This window comes from Methanosarcina sp. (assembly GCF_049706645.1).
Taxonomy (GTDB): Archaea; Halobacteriota; Methanosarcinia; order Methanosarcinales; family Methanosarcinaceae; genus Methanosarcina.
In genome coordinates this window covers 37763-59296 of sequence record NZ_JBNAKP010000017.1, presented here as the reverse complement: position 1 = coordinate 59296, position 21534 = coordinate 37763, and the positions used below count along the sequence as shown (strand labels likewise).

Annotated in this window: 23 protein-coding genes; 13 read left to right on the top strand and 10 right to left on the bottom strand. The window is 43.3% G+C overall.

The window, feature by feature from the left end; all coding sequences use genetic code 11:
* The first annotated feature begins 34 nt into the window (after window positions 1–34).
* The 9 genes from ACPK8D_RS07845 to ACPK8D_RS07805 all read left to right on the top strand — a co-directional run bounded on the left by ACPK8D_RS07845 (window position 35) and on the right by ACPK8D_RS07805 (window position 8346).
* Window positions 35–619: a DNA-directed RNA polymerase gene (locus ACPK8D_RS07845; protein ID WP_424717299.1), complete on the top strand. Its 585-nt coding sequence runs from the start codon at window positions 35–37 to the stop codon at window positions 617–619.
* Between the two features lie 17 nt (window positions 620–636).
* Entirely contained in the window at window positions 637–822 is a 186-nt protein-coding gene (spt4, locus tag ACPK8D_RS07840; protein WP_424717298.1) for a transcription elongation factor subunit Spt4, read from the top strand.
* 1 nt (window position 823) lies between these two features.
* Window positions 824–1411, top strand: a complete 588-nt coding sequence (locus ACPK8D_RS07835; protein WP_424717297.1) for a GTP-dependent dephospho-CoA kinase family protein — start codon at window positions 824–826, stop codon at window positions 1409–1411.
* Window positions 1392–1697: a 30S ribosomal protein S24e gene (locus tag ACPK8D_RS07830; RefSeq protein ID WP_424717296.1), complete on the top strand. Its 306-nt coding sequence runs from the start codon at window positions 1392–1394 to the stop codon at window positions 1695–1697. Before ACPK8D_RS07835 ends, ACPK8D_RS07830 begins: the two co-directional genes overlap by 20 nt.
* Window positions 1698–1712: 15 nt before the next feature.
* Window positions 1713–1862 carry a 30S ribosomal protein S27ae gene (locus ACPK8D_RS07825; RefSeq protein ID WP_424717295.1) on the top strand — a complete coding sequence of 50 codons (150 nt, stop codon included), beginning with the start codon at window positions 1713–1715 and terminating at the stop codon, window positions 1860–1862.
* Between the two features lie 670 nt (window positions 1863–2532).
* Window positions 2533–2700, top strand: coding sequence for a hypothetical protein (locus ACPK8D_RS07820; RefSeq protein WP_424717294.1), 168 nt, complete (start codon window positions 2533–2535; stop codon window positions 2698–2700).
* A 280-nt stretch (window positions 2701–2980) separates the two neighbouring features.
* Complete coding sequence (locus ACPK8D_RS07815; RefSeq protein WP_424717293.1) at window positions 2981–6019, top strand: tetratricopeptide repeat protein; 3039 nt, start codon at window positions 2981–2983, stop codon at window positions 6017–6019.
* A gap of 121 nt (window positions 6020–6140) precedes the next feature.
* Window positions 6141–7778: a bifunctional N(6)-L-threonylcarbamoyladenine synthase/serine/threonine protein kinase gene (locus ACPK8D_RS07810; RefSeq protein WP_424717292.1), complete on the top strand. Its 1638-nt coding sequence runs from the start codon at window positions 6141–6143 to the stop codon at window positions 7776–7778.
* Window positions 7771–8346 (top strand): XTP/dITP diphosphatase, encoded by a 576-nt coding sequence (locus ACPK8D_RS07805; protein WP_424717291.1) that lies wholly within the window; start codon window positions 7771–7773, stop codon window positions 8344–8346. Before ACPK8D_RS07810 ends, ACPK8D_RS07805 begins: the two co-directional genes overlap by 8 nt.
* 145 nt (window positions 8347–8491) lie before the next feature.
* Here ACPK8D_RS07805 and ACPK8D_RS07800 read toward each other — a convergent pair whose 3' ends face one another.
* Window positions 8492–8860 (bottom strand): hypothetical protein, encoded by a 369-nt coding sequence (locus ACPK8D_RS07800; protein ID WP_424717290.1) that lies wholly within the window; start codon window positions 8858–8860, stop codon window positions 8492–8494.
* A gap of 476 nt (window positions 8861–9336) precedes the next feature.
* Between ACPK8D_RS07800 and ACPK8D_RS07795 the strand changes: the two genes are divergently transcribed.
* A complete protein-coding gene (locus tag ACPK8D_RS07795) occupies window positions 9337–9936 on the top strand; it encodes a hypothetical protein (RefSeq protein WP_424717289.1) in 600 nt (199 codons plus the stop codon).
* A 43-nt stretch (window positions 9937–9979) separates the two neighbouring features.
* Here ACPK8D_RS07795 and ACPK8D_RS07790 read toward each other — a convergent pair whose 3' ends face one another.
* On the bottom strand, window positions 9980–10765 hold the full coding sequence (locus tag ACPK8D_RS07790; protein ID WP_424717288.1) for a cyclase family protein: 786 nt from the start codon (window positions 10763–10765) through the stop codon (window positions 9980–9982).
* Between the two features lie 9 nt (window positions 10766–10774).
* Window positions 10775–10960: a DUF362 domain-containing protein gene (locus tag ACPK8D_RS07785; RefSeq protein ID WP_424717287.1), complete on the bottom strand. Its 186-nt coding sequence runs from the start codon at window positions 10958–10960 to the stop codon at window positions 10775–10777.
* 135 nt (window positions 10961–11095) lie between these two features.
* Here ACPK8D_RS07785 and ACPK8D_RS07780 point away from each other — a divergent pair, with 135 nt between their 5' ends.
* Together ACPK8D_RS07780 and ACPK8D_RS07775 are read left to right on the top strand one after the other, a co-directional pair.
* Window positions 11096–12157: a radical SAM protein gene (locus ACPK8D_RS07780; RefSeq protein ID WP_424717286.1), complete on the top strand. Its 1062-nt coding sequence runs from the start codon at window positions 11096–11098 to the stop codon at window positions 12155–12157.
* A 212-nt stretch (window positions 12158–12369) separates the two neighbouring features.
* Complete coding sequence (locus ACPK8D_RS07775) at window positions 12370–12954, top strand: metal-dependent hydrolase (RefSeq protein ID WP_424717285.1); 585 nt, start codon at window positions 12370–12372, stop codon at window positions 12952–12954.
* 51 nt (window positions 12955–13005) lie between these two features.
* Here ACPK8D_RS07775 and ACPK8D_RS07770 read toward each other — a convergent pair whose 3' ends face one another.
* The 7 genes from ACPK8D_RS07770 to ACPK8D_RS07740 all read right to left on the bottom strand — a co-directional run bounded on the left by ACPK8D_RS07770 (window position 13006) and on the right by ACPK8D_RS07740 (window position 19908).
* Window positions 13006–13539: an acyltransferase gene (locus ACPK8D_RS07770; RefSeq protein ID WP_424717284.1), complete on the bottom strand. Its 534-nt coding sequence runs from the start codon at window positions 13537–13539 to the stop codon at window positions 13006–13008.
* A gap of 201 nt (window positions 13540–13740) precedes the next feature.
* Window positions 13741–14874, bottom strand: a complete 1134-nt coding sequence (locus tag ACPK8D_RS07765; protein WP_424717283.1) for a DUF362 domain-containing protein — start codon at window positions 14872–14874, stop codon at window positions 13741–13743.
* Window positions 14875–15074: 200 nt separating this feature from the next.
* Window positions 15075–16067, bottom strand: coding sequence for an NAD(+) synthase (gene nadE / locus ACPK8D_RS07760; protein ID WP_424717282.1), 993 nt, complete (start codon window positions 16065–16067; stop codon window positions 15075–15077).
* Between the two features lie 62 nt (window positions 16068–16129).
* Window positions 16130–17167, bottom strand: coding sequence for a hypothetical protein (locus ACPK8D_RS07755; RefSeq protein WP_424717281.1), 1038 nt, complete (start codon window positions 17165–17167; stop codon window positions 16130–16132).
* Window positions 17148–18626, bottom strand: coding sequence for a class I adenylate-forming enzyme family protein (locus tag ACPK8D_RS07750; protein WP_424717280.1), 1479 nt, complete (start codon window positions 18624–18626; stop codon window positions 17148–17150). The genes ACPK8D_RS07755 and ACPK8D_RS07750 overlap by 20 nt, the downstream gene beginning before the upstream one ends.
* 6 nt (window positions 18627–18632) lie before the next feature.
* Entirely contained in the window at window positions 18633–18878 is a 246-nt protein-coding gene (locus ACPK8D_RS07745; RefSeq protein ID WP_424717279.1) for an acyl carrier protein, read from the bottom strand.
* A gap of 343 nt (window positions 18879–19221) precedes the next feature.
* On the bottom strand, window positions 19222–19908 hold the full coding sequence (locus ACPK8D_RS07740) for a 4'-phosphopantetheinyl transferase family protein (RefSeq protein WP_424717278.1): 687 nt from the start codon (window positions 19906–19908) through the stop codon (window positions 19222–19224).
* 576 nt (window positions 19909–20484) lie between these two features.
* Between ACPK8D_RS07740 and ACPK8D_RS07735 the strand changes: the two genes are divergently transcribed.
* The gene (locus tag ACPK8D_RS07735; protein ID WP_048109002.1) at window positions 20485–20754 is read left to right on the top strand and encodes a DUF2551 domain-containing protein; all 270 of its coding nucleotides are present in this window, start codon (window positions 20485–20487) and stop codon (window positions 20752–20754) included.
* Window positions 20755–21534 lie beyond the last annotated feature (780 nt).

Here is a 21534-nt window from a genome sequence, read left to right as displayed (position 1 = left end):
GCATTGAATTGATTGTGTTACGGGTGATTAGCAGATGTATAAAATGATGAAACTCGTTGATACGGTCCGTATCCCTCCTACCCTTTTAGGGAAAGAGGTGATGCCTACTGTTAAAGACGCGTTAAGAGAAAAACTCGAGGGGCAGGTTGACAAAAAACTCGGTTCCCTTGTCGCGGTTTGCAAGATCTCCGAGATCGGGGAAGGGCATATCCTCGTAGGAGACGGGGCAGTTTATTATGATGTGACATTCGAAGCAATAATGTTTGTGCCCGAGCTCCAGGAGATTATTGAGGGCGAAGTTGTTGAGGCCGTTGGTTTCGGAGTTTTCGTAGGGATGGGACCAATGGACGGATTGCTTCACGTCAGCCAGATTACGGATGATTTTATTTCATACGACGCCAAGAACGCAAGGCTTGTGACAAAGAATGGAGGCAAAGCCATTGCCGAAGGTGACCATGTAAGAGCCAGGGTTGTCGCGGTAAGTATCAACGAGCGGGAGCCTAAAGAAAGTAAAATCGGACTTACAATGCGTCAGACTGCTCTTGGAAAGCTGCAATGGCTCGAAGAGGCCCGCAAAAAGAAGCAGCCTCATGAAGCTGTCCCTGAAGGAACCGCCTGAAAAGGAAGAGGGTTTGTATGGCAGAAAGAGTGTGTAGACACTGCATGAGGGTCCTGGAAGGACAAACCTGCATGATTTGCGGGACTTCGGACCTTGCAGAGGAATGGAGCGGGCTTGTAATTATCCTGGACGCTGAACGTTCGGAAATAGCAAAAAAACTGGGAGTTGACATTCCGGATAAATTTGCTCTGAAGGTGCGCTGATTTGAGTGTTCATATTGAGCTTCCAAGAGAACTTCGTCCACTTATGAAGAAACCCCTGGGTATGCTTTACAGGGGCAAGGGCAGGGACACCATAGAGAAACTTGCAGGAGAGCTTGGAAGCCCCACAAAACTTATATCCGTAGGGGATGTTACTACCTTCCACCTGCTCGAGGCCGGGATTATTCCGGATATCTGTATTGTGGATAACCGCACCAAAAGGAAGCCGGTTTCCAGTGATATGTCAGCCCGGAATATGGACAAGGTTTATGACGAAGTGTCTGTGGACAATCCTGCAGGAATTATTACCGATGAGTTAATTAAAACCCTTTGTGAAGCTTTTGCTTCTGAAAAGCCTCTCAGGATCTTTGTAAGGGGAGAAGAGGATCTGGCAACCCTCCCTGTAATTCTTCTTGCCCCTCTGGGTGCTGTAGTCCTGTACGGACAGCCCGATGAAGGCGTGGTCTTTGTTAAGGTCACTGAAGAAAAAAAAGGGGAGATAAGAGCTCTCTTTGAGAAACTCATCAGCAAAAATCAAAATTACGAATTGGATAAGATACGGAGAATTTTAGATGGACATAAGAATTCTTAAAGACAGGAAAAATGCACTTTTAAACCGAAGGGAACTGGATTTCATTGTGAAATATGAAGGTTCGACTCCTTCCAGAAGTGACATCAGGAATAAACTCGCTGCAATGCTGAATGCCCCTCTTGAACTGCTGGTAATCCAGAGAATCAAAACCGAATACGGTATGCAGGAAGGCAAGGGCTATGCCAAACTCTACGAAGATGCGGACCGCATGAAACAGGTAGAACTGGGCTATGTCCTGAAGAGAAACGCTATCCCGGGAACCGAGACCGAGGGAGAAGAGGCTTAAGCGAGGTGTATACAAATGACAGTAAAAGATTATTATAAAGTCCAGGGCGACTCCGTAACCAGACTCAAACAGTTCTGTCCCAGATGCGGACCAGGTACATTCCTCGCCGATCACAGAAACCGTCTCGCCTGCGGAAAGTGCGGCTACACCGAGTTCAAGAAGTAATCCGCTTCAAGAATTGATCTGACTCTTTTTCAACCCGAACCGCAGGAAGTTTCCTGTGGTTCATTTAAACTTACTTCCCATTCCTTTCACTAAATCTTTGTTTCTTTCATTACTTTCAATCGCTATTTCTTTCACTAAATCTTTGTTTCTTTCACTACTTTCAATCGCTATTTCTTTCGCTACTTTCTATCCCTTTGACACTTTTTCTTTCGGATAAAGAGTTTTCAAGCTTTTTTGTAGTTTTAGAATAAACTATAGCCCTTCTCTCATTATTATCTCACTAAAGTTTTCCATAAATCTTTTAAATCACAGGGGCCGAGAAAAACAGGAAAAACAAAAGCCTGGTTCTCAGAACTGGATTATCAGACAGAAAACAGTTTATTTCCAGAATATTATATTTATAATGAATTCCGTTGTCTTCTTTACGAATCTCAGGTGAAAAGTTAAACTACTGAAAGCGCGGAAGACGCGGAGGAAAGGAGAAAACGGAATAATTGTTACGTGCTTTCAGTATTTTCCGTTACTATAAAACCTTCAGTGAACTTTTCCGTGATAGCGGCGGTTAAACGATAAAATAAGTGAGAGCTACGGAAGTACCTGTTCGAAACTGTAGTCCGGGTTAAAAACCGAAATATGAGGAAATACATTCTGGCAAGAAGAGGAGTAAAACATGCCACCTGAAGAAAACGAGAGAACATTGATTATCACAATAAAGGACGCGCACATAGAAAGCCTGGAAATAGAAGGATTCAGGCAAAAACCTTTTATCATCAGGAACCTGAACTTAAAAAATGTCAGATTAATTATCAGGTTGCCGACGGAAAAGAAAGAATTATAAATTTTTTAATTTGCTTTAATTTCTGCTTGTTCTTATTTTTCACCCGTCCTTTAATTTTCTACTTAATTTTAGTTTTCTATCTGTTCTCAACTTTCCATTTCTTTTTTATTCCATTAAAGTCCTTTTTCACTATAAACTGCCAGCACTTGATTTTAAAGGAGCCGGCAATCTGAAAGTTAAATCAGTAACTATCTTCTGTGCCCGTATTTATAATAGGCATCATATATAATTAAATGAATTTTAAATTAACTAAATTTTATCTAAAGATCTCCGAGGGCCTATGAATTCTCTTTATGCCAGAGCCTGGTACAGTAAAGCCCTTGCTCTTTTGAACCTGAAAAACCAGATAGGGTCAGAGAAAAATTTTGAAAGGGCGCTTGAGGCTTTCAATGCCGTACTTGAGATAAACCCAGAGGATAGTATTGCGTGGCAGTACAGGGGAAATATACTTCGTTACCTGGACCGGCCGGAAGAGGCTCTGCAGGCTTTTGACAGGGCTCTTGATTTCGACCCTGATAATGTGCCTGCCCGTTACCTTAAGGGACTTACCTTCGGATACCTGAACCTGCCTGAACAGGCACTTGAGGCTTTTGAGCGCGTGCTTGCAAGAGATGAGGAGCACGCAGGTGCGCTGTATTACAGCGGACTTGCTTTAAAACAGCTCTCACGAAACGAAGAAGCCCTGCAGGCTTTTACCAGAGCTGCCGAGTTCAATCCCGAAAACCTGAAGGCCTGGTATTACAGGGGAACAGCCCTGTCTGTACTTGGGAAAAATGAGGAGGCTCTTGAGGCTTACGGAAAAACCCTGGTGCTGGAACCTTCGCATTCGGGGGCATGGGAAGGTGAGGCAAAAGCATACCTTGCCCTGGGGAGAAGGAGGGAAGCTTTGAGAGCGTGCGAGAAAGCTCTGGAACTCGAACCTGCATCTGCTGCTGGCTGGGAAATCCAGGGCAGAATTCTTGAAGGCATGGGAAGGAAGGAGGAGGCTCTTTCCGCTTTTGAAAAAAGCCTTATCCTTGAGCCCGGAAACGCAAAAAATAGGCTCGAAAGAGGCAGGCTTCTAGGAGGACTGGACAGGTGCCGGGAAGCTCTTGAGGCATTTGAAAGTGCACTTGAACTGGACAACTCTCTTATAGAAGCAAAAATAGGCAAAGGAAAAGCTCTATTGACTCTTGGAAGATATCAGGAGTCCCTTGGCACTTTCAAGGAAGCTATCGAAGCCGACCCTTCAAGTCCGGAGGGATTGGGAGGGGCAGGCAACTGTCTACTGGCCCTGGGGAAAACTTACGAAGCTTTTCAGGCTTACGAAAGGGCCCTTTCTTTCGGAGCTGAAAATAGCAGTATTTTAAGCGGGCTTGGAGAAGTATATTATAAGCTTGAAGAGTATTCCAGGGCTCTTGAGATCTTCGGGGAAGCTCTCAGGTTTGATCCCGAAAACCTTTTTGCGTGGAACGGAAAGGGAAACGCGCTCTGTAAACTTGGAAAATACAGGGAAGCGCTCGAGGCTTATGAGACGCTCCTTGAACTTGACTATGAAAGCCTGCCTGCCCGCTATAACCGGGGAGTTGCGCTTTCCCGGCTCAAAAATCAGGAAAAAGACTTTGAAGAGATTCTTGAAAGCCAGCTCCAGACAGCTTTTAAAAAATATCTGGAACTATCAGGGGGATTTCCTGAAGGAGAAATCGGGGATGAGAACTGGAAATACCGGGGGTTTGCTTTTGCCGAGCTTGGAGAGTATAAGGAAGCCTTTAAAGCTTTTGACAATGCCGCGAAAAGGGACTCTGAAAGCTCTTTTCCGCAGATTTGTAAAGGAATTACTCTCATCTGCCTGAGAAAATATGAAGAGGCCCTGGAAACTCTCGAGGATGCAGAAGAGGCTGTTAATACGGCTTCAGGGACAGAAAAATCCACAAAGAAGGACAAAGACTCCGGAATTTTCAACCTTGCTGGAAAAAACCCCAGGCTGGGGATTCTCAGGAGTGGTAAAGGGCTTGCTCTGGATGCCCTTGGCAGGTATCAGGATGCCTTAGATGCTTTCGAGAGCGCAAGGAAGCTTTCAGAAGATGAGAAAATTGCATGTTCCGGAGAAGGCCTTGTTTTTGCGCATTGCGGAGAATGGGGGAAAGCCCTGAAAGCTTTTGATGAAATCCTTACCCTCGACCCCCAAAATACCCGGGCTTCAGTCATGAAAGCTTTTGTCCTCATAAGGCTGCAGGATTTTGAGAAAGCTGTTGCAGTTCTCGAAAAGCTAACAGTAGATGAAATAAACTCGGATTTGCCTGCCTGCCTGCTGGGTTTCGCCTGTTTCAGGCTGGAAGATTTCGAAAGAGCTCTCAAGGCATACAGGAAAGCAATCGATTCAAACCCGAAAAATTTTCACGCTAGAAACGGGCTTGCAGAGCTTTATTTCAGGCTTGGGAACAGCAGAGGTGCATTAAAAGAGCTCGAAGCCTCGATATCAGAAGCCCCTGATAACGCATTCTCAAGGAACCTGAAAGGGAGAGTAGAGCTTGAGGAACAGGCATGTGAGGACGCACTTGAGTCATTCAGGCGTGCCCTCGCCCTGGATACGGAAGATCGGAGATTGCTGCTCTGGGATGCGTACGCGAGGTATATGTATGCAGAAGCCTCTCTTGAGGAAAATAGTGCACGTTTCAGATACATGCTCCTTGCAGCCGCAGGAAAGCTTGAAAAAGAAGCTATCTGGCAGAGATCCGAAGATAATGAACTGAAAGCTTATGCCCTTTATTTCCTGGGCCTTTTTTACTGCAGGGCCCGTTACTTCCAGAAAGCTGCCGATAGGCTTGAGGAATGCCTGAGACTTGAAACCCAGGCTGAGGTAAAAAAGCCTGCAGCCCTGCTCCTTAAAAATATTCGTGCCGGCCCCCTGAAACCTGCCTTGTGGGAATGGTGGCTCGATGCGAAGACAAACAGCCTGCTCAAAAAGATGAGTTTCGGGCTCATTTTCCTTTTTATATTCAGCCTTCTGCTGTCCCATCCGGCAGCGTCATCCCTTCCAATTATCTCCTGGCCCGCATCCTATGTAAATTATATTTTTTATCTCACAGGTTATGTTTCATGGCCAATTTACGGAAGAGAGTACGCAGCCTTTATCCTGTTCCTGGTTTCTGTCGTGTTCCTTCCCGGATTCAGGCATGGCAGGCCTAAAGAAGAGCCTGAACTTGAAACTCTTACTCCTCCACCTCCTGATGTCGATATTCCTGCATCCATACTTGAGGAGTTTGGTGAGAGGCTTGAAAGAAACCTGTTCTCTCCCGAACCCATGGAAGAAAGCGTGCGAAACCTTGGAAATTTTTAAGGCCTGAGAAAGAAAAGTTTGAAAAATCCATTCGGTATTCCGGAAAGCAAATGTATATAAGTTCTCTCCTGTATTATCGGAGGCAGTGACAGCAAAAAGGACTGGAAGGAGACCGTAAGCCTTGAAAAACACGTTCATCCTTGGAATCGAGGGCACTGCCTGGAACCTGAGTGCCGCAATCGTGACCGAGACCGAGATTATTGCCGAGGTCACAGAGACCTACAAACCCGAAACCGGAGGGATCCACCCCAGGGAAGCCGCCCAGCACCATGCAAAGTATGCAGCCAGCGTCATAAAAAGACTGCTTGCCGAGGCAAAAGAAAAGGGAGTCGAGCCTTCCGAGCTTGACAGAATAGCTTTTTCCCAGGGGCCCGGGCTTGGGCCGTGCCTGAGAACAGTTGCAACGGCAGCCAGAATGCTTTCCATATCCCTGAGCGTTCCCCTGATAGGGGTCAACCACTGCATTGCCCATATCGAAATCGGGATCTGGAGAACGCCTGCAAAGGATCCTGTCGTGCTTTACGTAAGCGGGGCCAATTCCCAGGTTATTTCCTATATGGGAGGGCGGTACAGAGTCTTTGGGGAGACCCTGGATATAGGGCTTGGAAATGCCCTTGATAAGTTTGCAAGGGGCGCTGGACTGCCGCACCCAGGCGGGCCAAAGATCGAGGCATACGCAAAGAGCGCAAACCGGTATATCCCGCTTCCTTATGTGATAAAAGGCATGGACCTTTCCTTTTCCGGGCTTTCCACGGCAGCCAGCGAAGCCCTTAAAAAAGCGCCCCTTGAAGATGTCTGCTACTCTTACCAGGAAACGGCTTTTGCAATGGTTGTTGAGGTTGCAGAGCGAGCCCTTGCCCACACCGGAAAGAAAGAAGTTTTGCTTGCAGGAGGAGTCGGGGCAAATACAAGGCTTCGGGAGATGCTAAACGATATGTGCGAAGCCAGAGGTGCGAAGTTCTATGTGCCCGAAAAACGTTTCATGGGAGATAACGGGACAATGATCGCATATACCGGGCTTCTGATGTATAAATCAGGAAACATTATTTCCCTTGAAGAATCCCGCGTAAACCCGAGTTTCAGGACTGATGATGTGGAAGTGACCTGGATCAGGGAAGAAGAGATGAAAAAGGTCCCTGAGATTTTACCTGGAACTTCATTCAGGATTGGAGAGATGCTGGATAACGGGGCCGAAGCTGTTGTTTATCTGGAAGACGGGCCTGAAGGAAAGAAAGTACTTATTAAAGAAAGAGTCCCGAAGGCTTACAGGCATAAAGAGATTGATGAAAGAATCAGGACCGAAAGAAACCGAACGGAAGCCAGGCTGATGTCTGAAGCCCGACGCAGCGGGGTTTCTACGCCGATCATTTATGACGTGGAAGACTTCAAGCTTAAGATGCAGTACATTGATGGGGTTCCCATAAAATACCTGATTACTCCTGAGCTTTCCGAAAAGGTGGGAGAACTTGTAGGAAAACTTCACAGCGCGGGTATAGTACATGGGGACCTGACAACCTCAAATCTCCTGCTTGCGGGCGAAAAACTTTATCTTCTTGATTTCGGGCTTGCGTATTTCGACAAAGGTCTCGAGGCCAGAGGGGTAGATGTCCACGTGCTTTTCCAGACCTTTGAGAGTACACATCGCAACCATCAGTCCCTGATCGAAGCTTTCAAAAAAGGATACCAGAGCACTTTTATAGATTCGGAAGATGTACTCAAGCGCGTTGAAGAAATAAAAAAGAGAGCTCGCTATGCATAAGATCGTATTTGTTACAGGAAATAAAGGCAAGTTTGCCGAGGTAAGGGATATCCTCAAGACTTTCGGAATTGAAGTAATTCAGGATAAAAACGGCTACCCCGAACTTCAGGAGGATGAACTTGAACCCATTGCAGCCTATGGGGCTCAGTATGTTGCAGATAAACTTAACATGCCTGTAATGGTAGATGATTCCGGAATTTTCATAAAAACCTTAAACGGCTTTCCAGGTCCTTACTCTCGGTTTGTGGAGGATAGACTCGGAAACCCGAAAGTGCTCAAACTCATGGAAGGGGAAACCGACAGGACAGCTTATTTTAAGACCGTTATCGGATATTGCGAGCCCGGAAAAGAACCCCTGGTTTTCCCCGGTATTGTTGAAGGGAAAATCGCGTACGAAGAGAGAGGCACAGGCGGTTTTGGGTACGACCCTATTTTCGAGTACCAGGGCACGACCTTCGGAGAACTCGGAGACGCCGAAAAGAATCAGATTTCTCACCGGCGCAGGGCCATTGACAGCTTTCTGGAATGGTTTAAGGGTAAACTTGAAAGCCCTGACAGTAAGGTTTGACAGCAAGGTTTGAAAGTAAAATCCGAAAGTAAAAACTGAAAGTAAAACCCGAAAGTAAAAACTGAAAGTAAAACAAAACCGTAAGTTCAGAAAAGCTTCGCGGAAAGGATTATTATACAAATCCTTCCTCCTTTTCCCGCGCTTATTATTCTTTCAGTTTACTTTTAAGTAAACCAAGGGCTACACTGAGCTGGTTCAGACCCAGTTTCAGGGCGATAGTGATGATTCTATTATTAGAAATATTACCAAATTCTCTTTTGATTGCAAATAAATCCATAATACACTGCTGATCCAGAACTAGCGGCCCATCAAGCAGATCTTTTGATGTTGAGCCTGGCTTCTTGCCTTTAAATTCAACTTTTCTTGGCTCTATTTCTATCCCGCTTTCAGGTTTTCCAGTGCCTTCTTCGGCTTCAGGCGCTTCTGGCTTCTGCCCGTAAAGGCATTCCATTTGCTGGAGACAGTGAGTCAGGCAAACGCTCTTTATGAATTCTTCAACTTCCATACCACTCATGCTTGCATACTTCTTTATCTCGCCAAGCTGCTCTTCCGAAAAACATATACAGAGCAGACTTTCATTACCCTCTTTTTCGATTTTAAACCCTCCAGTATTCTCCAGTATATTATGTATCTTTTGGCTTACTTGTCTATTAATTTAGATCTTGAAATATATTTCAGCTTTCCTTCAATTTATATATCGTTTATCCTTCAGTACTACTATTGTTTATCCTTTAACCTAATCTATTCTTTATCTTTTCTATTTTTATCCTTTAGTCTATTCTTTAGACTTCAAATTTTCCTTTTAGTTACTACTCGAAAATTGTCTATTAATCGAAGATATGTTTAACCCGAGGGCATCTGTTAATCAGAGTAATCTGTTCGTCAAAGGTTATCTGCTGACTAAAGGTTTTAATCAAAGGTAATTGTCCAAAGGTAATCTGTCGAAAATTTAAGTAAAATTTTTATTATTTTCAGCATGTTAACTCTAGTATGAGAAATCTCGCCTCCGACACCACGGCTGCAGATACTATCCCGCTTAAACTCGTAGTATATCTAGGGCTGCTTGCGGCAGTGCTAATCCTGGTAGCCCATGCCTGGCAGACCGCCAGTCCGATTATGGAAGATGCGCAAATTAAAGCTCAGGCCGAGGCTGCCTCCCTGTCAATCATTTCAATTCAGGAAGGATATGCCCGGGACTCTGCCGAAAGTCATAGTCCTGAAGGAACAATCTGTACCCTCGAATTTTCCTTCCCTGCTTCGGTCAGGTACATTAGCTTCGGGGTAGATCCTGATCCCGAATGCAATGGGCAATTGAGCGACTCGGAATGGGCTCCTGAAAACAATACGATTATCTATCAATATAAAAATGGGGTTAAAAAAAGATTATTTCTTGAAGGAAAGCCGGTGCATTTTGTAAAGGGGGAGCGGAATTCGGAAGGAATATGGATACCTGCGAAAAGTCAGGAAAATATTCAGACGCCGTTATCTCCTGAGAAAAAGGGAGTGATAATTGAGTATCCGGTCTCAGGAGAGTTTCTTTTCGAGCTGGTCACGCAAGACGGGATAAGGTATACCATGTCCCATTTTTGAAGGATGCCAGAGAGTTCAGAAACCGGAGATTAAAAATGAGGAATCAAAAGTAGGAAATTAATAAGGCTCTTGCAGGTGAGCCGTCACATCTCTCAATTTTCAGGGGAAGGCAGAGGAAGAAGTAGATTCCTGCTTCTACGGAGCCGAGTTCAAGGCATTCTACTATGTTCACGTTACCTGAAAGAAGTATATGGTGAGCAGGTAGAGTTTCAGAACTAAGGTTATCCACGGAAAAGCCATCAATCCCAATCGTCCTGAAACCTTTTTCTACAATCCAGGCCGCTCCGCTTTCTTCAAGGTATGCAGAGTCAAATTCTTCCTTCCCGGATTCCATACTCTGAGAACCTGACTCTTCACCAGGGGGACTAATCTCACCTGCGTTTCTCTGTTTTCGGGAGAAAGCGTCGGTTTTCAGAAGGAGAATCGGTAGATTTCCAGGAGCTGCCGTGTTCTTTAAGGCATTTTCAAGAATATCGGCAGTCAGTTCACCTGATAGTGAAGAAAAATCGAGAATAAGAGCCGTGCCCATCAGGCTTTTGAGCTCCAGTTTGTCAACAGTCAGGCCATTTTCCAGGACGTGAGAAGGGGCGTCAACATGGGTGCCCGTATGGCTTCCAAAACCTACCCTTGATACAGCACAGCCTTCTTTTTCAAGAGTACAGACCCTCTCAATTGCAGGTACCGGGTCTCCTGGGAAAATCCGTGTAAAAGGCGAGATCGGAGTTGTAATGTCTATAATTTTCCCATGAGCCGGGATTTTTTCCAGACCAAACTGAGTTTCTTCCATGCTAACAGGAAGCCCTTCCACATCAACCGGGACCTTTTCCATATTAACACCTTATTCCATATAGATAATGGACCTGTTCGTGCACTCATCTATGCATTTCATGCAAAGGTTACATTTTTCCTGGTCGATCTTTGAAAGCTCGTTCTCCTCGTAAATTGCGCCCACAGGACAGACATCTTTGCATTTTCCGCACCTTTTACAGCCGAAAACCACGACGTACCCGGTTTTTTCTGTCATCAATGAATCTTTGGTACCTTATGGATATATCAGTTTCTGAGGAAAACCCCGGCTTCATAAAGTTATTTTCATGTTGAAAGTATGAAGACCCAAAAACAAGCCTTATATATAAAAAAAGAATATGCAGGTTCAGGTATGGAAAAGTTCATTGAAGACGAAACGGGCTCTTTTTACAGTTATCTTTCTGAAGGGTGCAGGCTCTGCCAGAAAGGCGCCAAAATGGTACTCTTTGTAACAGGCCTTTGCCCTAAGAGCTGCTTTTACTGCCCGCTTTCCGACGAAAGGAGCGGAAAAGACCTTGTTTTTGCAAATGAAAGGTCTATAAGAAATGATGAGGATTTACTGAAAGAAGCTGAGCTTATGAGTGCTCTCGGGACAGGGATTACAGGCGGAGAGCCCCTGCTGAAAACCGAAAGGGTCCTGCACTACATCCGGATGCTCAAGGCTTCTTTTGGAAAAGAGCATCATATCCATCTATATACTTCCCTTGCTCCTGGAAGGCAGACCCTTGAAAAGCTCGCAGATGCGGGCCTTGATGAAATCCGTTTACACCCGCCGCAGGAATGCTGGGAAGATCTCAAAAACAGTCCGTATGCAGCTGCCCTGCAAAATGCAAAGGAACTCGGAATCGAAGCCGGAGTTGAGATTCCTGCCCTTGAAGGAGCGGAAAAAGTCGCAGCTTTTGCAGAAGAAATGGGAGTTTTCCTTAACCTGAATGAACTGGAATTCTCCGATAATAACTCCGAAGCCCTCCTGAAAAACGGCTTTTGCCTTGAGTCCGACACATCCAGCGCAGCTGCCGGATCCTGTAAATATGCCGGGGCTGCCTTCCCGGCATGTAGAAAAGTTCACTTTTGTTCCTCAACCTATAAGGATGCAGTCCAGCTCCGCAACAGGTTTAAGCGAATCGCAAAGAACACTGCAAGAGAGTTTGACGAAATCACGGAAGATGGCACTCTGGTATATGGGGTAATTGAAGGAGGAAATCAGGAACTTGCAGAAGAAACCCTGCAGAGCATGGGAATCCCATCAGAATTGTTTGAAATAAAAGACGGAAAAATCGAAATAGCCTGGTGGGTACTTGAAGAGTTGAGAGAGAGCATTAAAGAAGAAATAGAGCCTTCCGGGTCCAGGCTTATCATTATTGAAAGATACCCATTCGAAGGCGGCCCGCTTGTCGAGTTAATTCCTCTTTAAAGCAGTCCCCTGGCAAATGAGCGGGCAAGGGAAATCCATTGCGAGTTTATAAGGCGTTTTTGAATTTTATCAAAATCTTTCATATAACATTTCTTTTATGTGAGGTAATGTGTCTCTTAGAGAGGGCTGTAAAAAATTTTAAATAGTATGGAAACAATTTTATTTTTGAAATCCAAAATTCTTTACCCTTAGAAAATAGTAAGTGTTTTTTTATGCCCTACCCGGTCGTACACGTGTTATTCTTCGTACTCTGTATCAGTGCGGTAGCAGTTTACGCTACTGTCAGATCGTTTTTTCGAGGGGAACTTTCTCTTAAGAACTTAAAGCATTTACTACCGCTGCTGTTCGTAGGCAGTATATGTTCCTTATTCCCGGATATTATGATTATTCACAGCTTTCTCGTAAACGGTACTATGGAACATTGCTGGGCCGGCCCGATTCCGACACATTCGCTTCTGTTCAGCCTTCCTGCAGTCCTGTTCGGGATAGTTACAGGATATGTTATATACAGGGAGCCTGGCAGGGCAATGTATCTTGGCCTTTTTGCTGAAGCTGCCTTTGCTTCGCACCTATTGCTGGATGATATCAGTGAAGGAGGCTGCGAGTACCTTTACCCGTTATATGAGAAAGATATCAGTGTATTTTCAATGATGGATGTAAGTTTTCGGGGAACCGGGATCTTTCAATACCTTATGACGTCTTTTGTATCAGTTTTATTAATTTGCTCCGTAATAATGATGGCACTCTTTGTCCTGAGTGAATACGGTTTTGAGCTAAAATACAGAGCAGAAAAATAAAAAAGTAAAGAAATTGGAAATTAAAGAAATTAAAAATTGAAGGTATTAAAATCAGGTTTTAAGTTCACCTACGCCTTCAAGTTTTTTGACTACCCTGGCAGGATACCCCAGAGCAAGACTATTTGGAGAGATATCGCGGTTGACTACGGATCCGATACCTATTATTGAGTTTTCCCCGATTTCGACACCCTGTGTGATTATGCATCCAGGATTTAAACAAACTCCGCGTCCGATGTTTATGGGAGCCATAGTTCTGGGATATGCCTGTCTCGTAGTCAAACTCCCTCTCGAATGTGCAGATAGTATGCACCGATCGCCGATTTCAGCATAATCCCCCACCGTAATTAATTCGGGATGAATCCTATCAAAAAGCACGTTATAGCCGACATATACGTTCTCCCCAAGATTTACACCCCGCATCCTGTGCAATTTTGCCCTCCAGGAGGGAACAGGTATGCTTGAGGCAAGCTGTTCCAGAATCCAGTTTTTAAAATATTTCATGCCAAACAGGAGTTTATTACTGTGATAATGGTCCGCAATTTCGCCAAAGGTTACTTGGTCTCTTTTAGATACTACAGTAGTCATGCTAATACCCCCCATTCTTCTTCAAATTATTTATACTCATTTTCCATTGCGCTTTAATGGATAAATATATTCCGATAGTTTATGCTTTAATTAATCCTGATACTGATAGTCTGTTGAACAAACTAATAATCATGATTCCAGTGTGCTGAATATACTAACTTTCAGTATGTTAAATATACTAACTTCCAAAAGACTCTTCTTTTAACTTTTACTTCGGGTTACAAGCTTTAGAAGCAGTGATTTTTTTATTTCTACCGCATTGTTAGGGCAAAGCTCCCGGCAGCAGTAACATTGAATGCATTTTTCGTCGTTAATTTTGAGTACCTTGCCTGATTCTTCAATTGCATGTGCCGAGCAGTTCGAGACACAGGCTTTGCAAAGGACACAGTTTGAAGTATTAATAATGGGTTTTACAGCTAACTGCCTTCGAAGGATTCTCATAACAAAAGATGGTATGTAAGCAGTGATTCCACCTTCCGGTTTTTTGAACCCGACCTTTACTTTCTCCAGAGGCGTCCCCACGATGTCCGGATGTTTGGTACCAAATCCTCTTGCGAGTGCAGCTTTATTCGTAGGGACCTTCAAAGGATCGATGCCTATAAGCTCAGAAGCTACAATATCCAGGGCTACGCAGTCGTAACTTGCCATAATCACGCCTGCAAAGACAGGCGTACCATTGGCCGGGCCATTTCCTTCCATTCCGACCACACCGTCCATAACTGCAAGCTGGGGTTTGACAACAGAATATATATCGACAATTGCTTCCCCAAAACGACGGCGATCTTCCAAAAAATGAGCTTGCTTTCGGTTTTTCTGAGGAATTGTGCCAAAGAAATTTTTGACCGCCCCGGTATACAATGTGAGTTCATGGGTCTTGAGCTTTGGAAGCGAGATTACTACATCTGCTTCGAGTACAGCTCTTGAGATGTGCATGTGTGAGAACTGCCTGGCACCCGGAATATCAACCTCAACAAAATCCGAAGTCTCAAAATTGATAAGCTCCACCCCGTAAGCGGAGGCAACACTTTCAATGCCTGAAGCTTTAAGTGCCTGTGCAGTGGTGGTAGACCCGGGTTTTACAATGCCTGAACCGTCACCTATAACCGGAATACCTCCTACTTCCAGAACCAGTTCACACATTGCGGATACTACTGCAGGATGGGTTGTGACGGCATCCTCTGGAGATCGGATAGCAAGCACATTGGGTTTGAGAAGCACTCGGTTACCAGGTACTATAATTTTCTCAAGCCCACCGATCAGGTTCAGCGCCTCTCTGATCGCATCTTTCGCATTCGAATAATCCTGGCACCGAGCAATTGAGACTTTGGTATTCATAATCACACTTTCGGGTTAGTGATTAAGTTTATACTTATTGCGATGACGATATAATTATTACGATGACATTATGTGACAGCAGCCTGCCAGAAAGATTTCTGCAATTTAGAATCAGGTTTTCCTGGAGGTAAAGCCCTACAACTTCGGTTTCTAGCCGGTGTTTTATCCCGTATAACTTTGCCTCCAGGCACTGTCGCAGTTTACCGGTTGATATAGCAAACCGGCGGCACGGTTCGCACATATTCCGTGGTATCTTTTACTCTACTGATATGCCTCCGGGCTTTCTCTATAGTATCTCTGGACAGCCCTGTGTTCTTTTCAATTACCTGCAGGGGCAGCTGGTGTTCCTGAGCATACAGCAACTGGTCCATGATCTGAATCGGCATGCGCCAGTAGAATTCTTCGTCAGTTGTGTAATGGCTCCATGTGTCAGCACTTGGAGGGCGTTTTATGATCTCTTCGTTGACATTGAGCAGCTTCCCCAGAGCATAGACCTGTACTTTATAGCAGTCTGCCAGAGGCTCAAGATCTACACCCCCGTCCCCATATTTCACAAACTGGCCAAGAGCCAGTTCTGTCTTGTTGGTTGTGCCACAAACTGCATAGTTCAGTTTTTCAGCATACATATACTGAACTATCATTCTGGATCTTTGCTTGACATTCTGCAGCCCTATGAGCTCCAGATAGTCGTTTGCTTTCAACCTGTGCCTAGCAACTGTTTCTCCATCTTTTATCAGCCGAATGTAAGGAACATTTAACAGCCCCTGGTTGAGAAAATCAGGCAGCACCAGTGATGTCTTATGTATGCCGGGATCGTACTCAGGGCAGGTTTTCTTTATAATCTGTTCCTTCTGATCATAGATATTAAGGGATTTCAGGATCGGAGAGATGGGCACCTCCTCATAAGACACGCCAAGGCTCTCACAGATTTCTGCCCCCAGGGTCTTGCTGGAAGGGGCAGATTCTTCTTCAGGAAGGAGAAGACCATATATGTTTTCTTTTCCAAGCTCCTGTACGCACAGGGTGAGTGCTACCGCGGAGTCAATTCCCCCTGAAACCCCTATAACCACTCCTTTTTTCTTAAAACCCGTTATTTGATCTCTAATAAAACTCCTGAGCTTTAAAGCTATATTTCCAATGTCTCCATTGAGTTCTTCTATTATATTTACACTCAGTTCTTCTGCTATCTGCATAGTATTTCCCCCTGGAATAATTAGACTGTTGTAACCTGATTGTTGTAATTAGACTGCCTATCTCAGATTTTAACAGGTATTTTTTGTGAGCTTTTTAATTCCAGTTTAAGCTTTCTTGCAGCTTCGTCTATCAATGGTTGTGACAGTTCCGGGTTAATTTTTTCAAAGCCTTCGTCCCTCGGCATCTCCCCGCTTCGAACAAGCCCTGCCACATCGAAGGCATAAGGGTGGAAGCCGTACTTTTCCAGATGGTTGTAACAGGCAAAGGAATTTAATGTACAGTTGGTTGAGTTACTGTCATTGATTCCTGGAGGCTCCCACCCGATTTCCAGCAGGGTCTCAAGTATTTTACCTTCACTATAATCCCACAGGCACAGAGGATGCAGGATACTCGGAACATTCTCACCTATATTTGTAAGAACCTCTTTTTTCAGGAGGAAGAGTTCATCTTTATCGTCGATGCCTATTTTTTGAAGCTGTTTCTCAAATAAGTTTCTGGACCAATGGATAAAATTGGCTGATAGATTAATTATGGGATTAGGAGACTGTCCGGCTGTAAAAGCAAATACAATAAAAGGTGCTTTTTTAATAATGGCCTGCTCTATTAACTTTTGTTTGATGATAGTGATGCAAACGTTGCATATATCACTGGCTCGATATTTGGCAAACTTCGGAAACGCATCGCAGGATACTGCTGCTTTTTTGAATATATCGTAGAGTATTTCCTTTTCCATTGTCAATTGGAAATAATCACAGCCTGTAATCTCACACATTTTTTTTGCGTTTTTAATTGCACCTTCGGAAGTGAACCCATTATCGAACTGCACAGCCAGTATCTTGAGGAAAGGATAGTCTTTTTTGAGCTTGTAAAGCGTGTACGACGAGTCTTTCCCACCGGAAAGTGCATAAATTACATCGTAGTCGCCCTTTCCCCCATATTGTTCAAAAAGTTCTTCAATTCTAGCCAGATACTCATCCTTTTCCTGTGGAGTAAGGGGAGTATATGTCTCACAGAAGTGGCAGAGACCACTGTCCTCGTTGATTTGTATCCCTGGAATATCGGAATCCAGAATACACTTTTTACATACTAGCTTTGACATGTTGGTATTCCTCTATGATGGATCGATTGGATATTTTCCCGTTTTCGCTCAAGGGGAGATGATCAATGAATAGTATTTCTCTTGGACACAGGTAGCCTGGCAGGCTTTTTCGGCAGAATGAAAATAGCTTTTCGATTTCAGTCCCTTCTGCAGGTATGACCATGAGGCTGATTGCAGTCCCCATAAGCTCATGGTATACAGGTACGACAAAAACCCTGGAAACTTCGTTGTTTTCCTCTATGTTCCTCTCAATTTCTCTTGGGTTAACACGATGATCGCCGATTTTAATCAGGTCATCCTTGCGTCCAAGGAGTCTGACATACCCATTGGGCAATTTCCGTGCCAGGTCGCCAGTATGTAGCCATCCATTTATAATTCTCTTTTCAGTGGCGATTTCATCGTCCAGATAACCCAGCATAATGTTATCTCCCGTGGCAACCAGTTCGCCCGTTATATTGGGGCCTGCTGACCTGTACTCGGAATCAAAGACATCCAGTATGACTCCTGGAATTGCTTTTCCTATCGTGTCAACGAACTCATCCACGTCTTCTGCTGGCAGGTACGCAAGCCTTGCCGTAGCTTCAGTCTGTCCGTACATCGGTAGAATCTCCAGATCAGGAGCTAGCTCCTTTATGTCTTTTACAATAGTCCGATCCATTCCACCACCTGCCGAGGCAGCGGTTCTAACGTTTGCAAAAGCTCTTTTGAATCTATCAGGATACCTGAGGAGTATACGGTAAGTACTGGGCACTCCATAGAATATGGATACACCTGACCCTATGAGGTTGAAAACCGAGCCTATAAAGTTCATATTTCCAACCCTGACGGAACCGCCAGCTGTCAGGTGGGAGTTAATTATAGAGTTCCCAAAAGCGTGATGTGGGGATATTACCAGTGCCCCTTTATCTCTGGAGGTTATCCGAAGTACCTTTATTATCGATTCGGCATTTGCTGCCAGGTTTCTGTCACTTAACATGACCCCCTTTGGAGTGCCTGTCGTGCCTGAAGTGTAAAGGACCAGCCGCAGTTCCGGATCATTCGTTTCGGTTTCAAGCTTCTTACGCAAAATCTTTCCGGAAGTATCACTGGAAATAACTATTATAGTTCCAAAACGCTCAAAAAAGTGCTCTCCAAATCTTGAGTACTGCGTATCGGTTGCGATGATATTATTGACATGGGCAGCATCAAGTATTTTTTCAAGACTGAATTTAGGAAACTCTATTGGCAGAGGAATTGCGATGTTAGCTGATCGACATACCGCCATGAGCACCTTTATATACTGCACGCCTGACTCTGCCAGTATTGCAAATCGACAATGATTAAAATCCATCAGAAGTGAAGCAATGGCATTTATATCATTGTCAAGGCAGCTATAGGAAATTGAGCTTTTGCCCTCTTCCAGGGCAATATTTTGAGGAGTTTTTCTGGCGTACTCAGTGATATACGCATCAATTTGCATGCTTCTTCACTTCGCCAGCTTGGTTATCATATTAGTGATTCCCTGCAACGAATCAAAATTTTCCGGTGTGAGCATCTCTTCAGGAATCTCGATAGAATATTTCTCACAGATATAGTCCATAAGTTCAAGCAGACCAATTGAATCTATAATGCCGTTCTGAGTGAGAGAATCACCATCTTTCAAGCTGCTGTTGTTGTCCATAAAAGAATTAGCCTTCAAGTAATCGACTATATCATTCTTTATCTGTTCCATGTATTATTATCCCCTTTGTTTTCGTTTAGCGGACCAACGATTGTGAATAACACACAATTAAGTCCATAATAACGTGAATCCCCACTGGTAATTACGTAATACAACTATATAAATAATTTGAACCACTCCCCGTTAACAAAAGCCCTGGCGAAAGCTGAAAATTTAAGTAAACCAATTTAATGCACCCGGATGCATCCTGGTGATACGATTTGGCTACCTCATGAAAAAATAGCATGGTAGATTTATCCATCAATATAATCCGGGTATTCACATGCCACAGATCAGACCGAAAAAAGATAGTACAGGATGCAGAATTTTAAGCTTTAGATTTTATCGAAAATATTCAGTCCCAGTTACAGTGGATTTTATGAAGACGATTTATATTGATAATATGCGAGTCCGAGTGGGTTATAACAGAGAATATATATTTGTTGTCTAAAACAAAAGTTGAATGGCTGACATTGCTGAGATCCAGTTCTTTATTAAAAATTAGATGCATGTTTTTATTTGAAAACTTTGAATAGGCTTCTTTCAAAGTCCATGTTTTTAAAAGGTCGGTTTCACTTGCGGGTTCATCCGTGCATGAAGATTTCGTACACAGATTTTTCAAATTACTTTTAAGAGACAATTTTTTCCCAAGCTCGATATCAATGCCTACCTCGACTTTTGAGATTGCAAGGGCTGCAAGACTTTCGGTATATGATATGCAAATGTACAGTTCATTGTGATTACGGATGCAGACTTTCCCATGCCTGTCCTTGTATGTGGATATCCCGGAGACGGACCGTTCACCAGTAACATTGCATAGAATGTGTTTTAAAACCGTTCTGGAGATAATATACCTTTTCTTAAAATGACTGGTCTGTAACCTCTCGAGAGATTCCAGTTCTATCCTGTTGAGGTAACATGTATTGAATGTATTATAATCATCCAGATCTACAAGAAAAATAAGAACATCACTATGTTGCCACAGGTAAGCTATATGTTCGAGAGAAATAGGGAATGGTAATTTCAAATTCTCATTGAGCATACAGCCCACCTATATCCGGATATTATAGTATGTAAATTTTTATTCTTTACTTAGAGGAAATTTGTTGAATAGGGGGGTCAAGGGCATGATAGGGAAAAAACTCCTGCCCGACCTCAATTGGCAGGGGAAACGACTCCGGAGTACTGCGATATAGCCCAGTTATTGTATTCTCGCTTCCTATATGATATACCTTTGTCGTTTATGCTCAAATATATGAATCTAAATTTCATATAAATAATTCTTACTTCTTCAACATACTTTACAATTCTCGAACTTTCTTAAGCATTGAGATAAGAGGATTTTAATCTGCAAAAAACGTGGATTATTTACCGCCGCAGGCAGTATGCTGAAACTCTTGTATTGGTATTAAATTTATACTTTATATAAATAATTCAAAAAAGCAATCCTAAAATATATAAACGATAAGGATATAGGGTATTCGTTTCTTAGCGCCCCTACTCGGAGGTCGCACATTTTTATAAGTTGAAGAATAGTGAGTAGTATAAATCAATATAACTCAATCATTAACTGAGGTGTCCGAAACTGCAAACTGCGGAAGAAAGAGTAAGAGCGAGATTGATTAAGTATCTCGGCAGGGATGAAAACGGGATACGCAAGGTTGTGCTCAATCTCTTCCTGACCGGAGACAAGTTCACCACCGGTGAAGTTTACGATTACCTGGATAAAGGAAACTTTGAGGTAAGCTACCGGGGAGTGTCGGCTATGGTCGGGCTTATGAACACAAGGCTCGGGATCCTGAGCATAAATGTCACCGGGGATCACAACGTATATTCCCTGAAAGAAAGTTATAAAAACATTGTCGGCTCCGTGCTTGAAAACTACTGAGCCACTTTTATTGCTATCTGTTTTTAGGTGAAAATTTCGAATCGCTTATCTATTTTGCTGAAACAACGAAATATATGGACTGACTGCAGGTTTTGAATCTCGCTTCAGGATACTCGGATTAGCTTGAAATAAAAATTGGAGAGATTGAAAATCTGGAGGCTCCAAAATTTAATTCGACAAGACAAGCTATAACGTACCGCAGGTTTTTCATTGATACAGATTTTTACTAAAAGAGCTGATCATAAAACCCATTTTTAGTCTTAATTGTTAGAGTCATAGGATTGTTTTATGATAAAAAGCTCGATTGGTCACTTAAAATACGAGATCCAAAAAATCAAGTTTTGAATTGTGGGATCTGCTCTCACTGTTGTTAGATATTGTGATCTTCCCCCAGATCTTCCTCACCTGCTCCTTGTCCATATTATAGTTTGACCATAAATTTAGGGTGTATTATTGTCAATTATTACATTGAATGATGCTACAACGTAACCATACTTATCAAAAAATTGCCTTTATTATCTCTAGCATATATGGTAATAAAGTATACAATTTTCAGAGTTTTTTTAAATGTTTTCCTTCTATTCTTTCTATTTTAAATGAAGTCTTTATACGCGCAAAGATACAAAAATTTATAAAGTATAATTGTTAAATGTAATCATTAATTGGGGACTACTGCAACTAGATTTATAGTGATTAATTTAGAGTTACAAATAAAAATAATATTATTTTTAACAGCCTCTAGGAAAAACTTACAAGGGCAGCAGTACAAAAATTTTTCTT

What these genes read in the sequence shown, in the direction of transcription:
- ACPK8D_RS07830 (WP_424717296.1), top strand. Translation starts at nt 1,392, where the DNA reads ATGGACATAAGAATTCTTAAAGACAGGAAAAATGCACTTTTAAACCGA.
- ACPK8D_RS07845 (WP_424717299.1), top strand. Translation starts at nt 35, where the DNA reads ATGTATAAAATGATGAAACTCGTTGATACGGTCCGTATCCCTCCTACC.
- ACPK8D_RS07805 (WP_424717291.1), top strand. Translation starts at nt 7,771, where the DNA reads ATGCATAAGATCGTATTTGTTACAGGAAATAAAGGCAAGTTTGCCGAG.
- nadE (WP_424717282.1), bottom strand. Translation starts at nt 16,067, where the DNA reads ATGCAGATAGCAGAAGAACTGAGTGTAAATATAATAGAAGAACTCAAT.
- ACPK8D_RS07800 (WP_424717290.1), bottom strand. Translation starts at nt 8,860, where the DNA reads ATGAGTGGTATGGAAGTTGAAGAATTCATAAAGAGCGTTTGCCTGACT.
- ACPK8D_RS07820 (WP_424717294.1), top strand. Translation starts at nt 2,533, where the DNA reads ATGCCACCTGAAGAAAACGAGAGAACATTGATTATCACAATAAAGGAC.
- ACPK8D_RS07815 (WP_424717293.1), top strand. Translation starts at nt 2,981, where the DNA reads ATGAATTCTCTTTATGCCAGAGCCTGGTACAGTAAAGCCCTTGCTCTT.
- ACPK8D_RS07825 (WP_424717295.1), top strand. Translation starts at nt 1,713, where the DNA reads ATGACAGTAAAAGATTATTATAAAGTCCAGGGCGACTCCGTAACCAGA.
- ACPK8D_RS07795 (WP_424717289.1), top strand. Translation starts at nt 9,337, where the DNA reads ATGAGAAATCTCGCCTCCGACACCACGGCTGCAGATACTATCCCGCTT.
- ACPK8D_RS07745 (WP_424717279.1), bottom strand. Translation starts at nt 18,878, where the DNA reads ATGGAACAGATAAAGAATGATATAGTCGATTACTTGAAGGCTAATTCT.
- ACPK8D_RS07755 (WP_424717281.1), bottom strand. Translation starts at nt 17,167, where the DNA reads ATGTCAAAGCTAGTATGTAAAAAGTGTATTCTGGATTCCGATATTCCA.
- ACPK8D_RS07765 (WP_424717283.1), bottom strand. Translation starts at nt 14,874, where the DNA reads ATGAATACCAAAGTCTCAATTGCTCGGTGCCAGGATTATTCGAATGCG.
- ACPK8D_RS07775 (WP_424717285.1), top strand. Translation starts at nt 12,370, where the DNA reads ATGCCCTACCCGGTCGTACACGTGTTATTCTTCGTACTCTGTATCAGT.
- ACPK8D_RS07770 (WP_424717284.1), bottom strand. Translation starts at nt 13,539, where the DNA reads ATGACTACTGTAGTATCTAAAAGAGACCAAGTAACCTTTGGCGAAATT.
- ACPK8D_RS07750 (WP_424717280.1), bottom strand. Translation starts at nt 18,626, where the DNA reads ATGCAAATTGATGCGTATATCACTGAGTACGCCAGAAAAACTCCTCAA.
- ACPK8D_RS07780 (WP_424717286.1), top strand. Translation starts at nt 11,096, where the DNA reads ATGGAAAAGTTCATTGAAGACGAAACGGGCTCTTTTTACAGTTATCTT.
- ACPK8D_RS07785 (WP_424717287.1), bottom strand. Translation starts at nt 10,960, where the DNA reads ATGACAGAAAAAACCGGGTACGTCGTGGTTTTCGGCTGTAAAAGGTGC.
- spt4 (WP_424717298.1), top strand. Translation starts at nt 637, where the DNA reads ATGGCAGAAAGAGTGTGTAGACACTGCATGAGGGTCCTGGAAGGACAA.
- ACPK8D_RS07740 (WP_424717278.1), bottom strand. Translation starts at nt 19,908, where the DNA reads ATGCTCAATGAGAATTTGAAATTACCATTCCCTATTTCTCTCGAACAT.
- ACPK8D_RS07790 (WP_424717288.1), bottom strand. Translation starts at nt 10,765, where the DNA reads ATGGAAAAGGTCCCGGTTGATGTGGAAGGGCTTCCTGTTAGCATGGAA.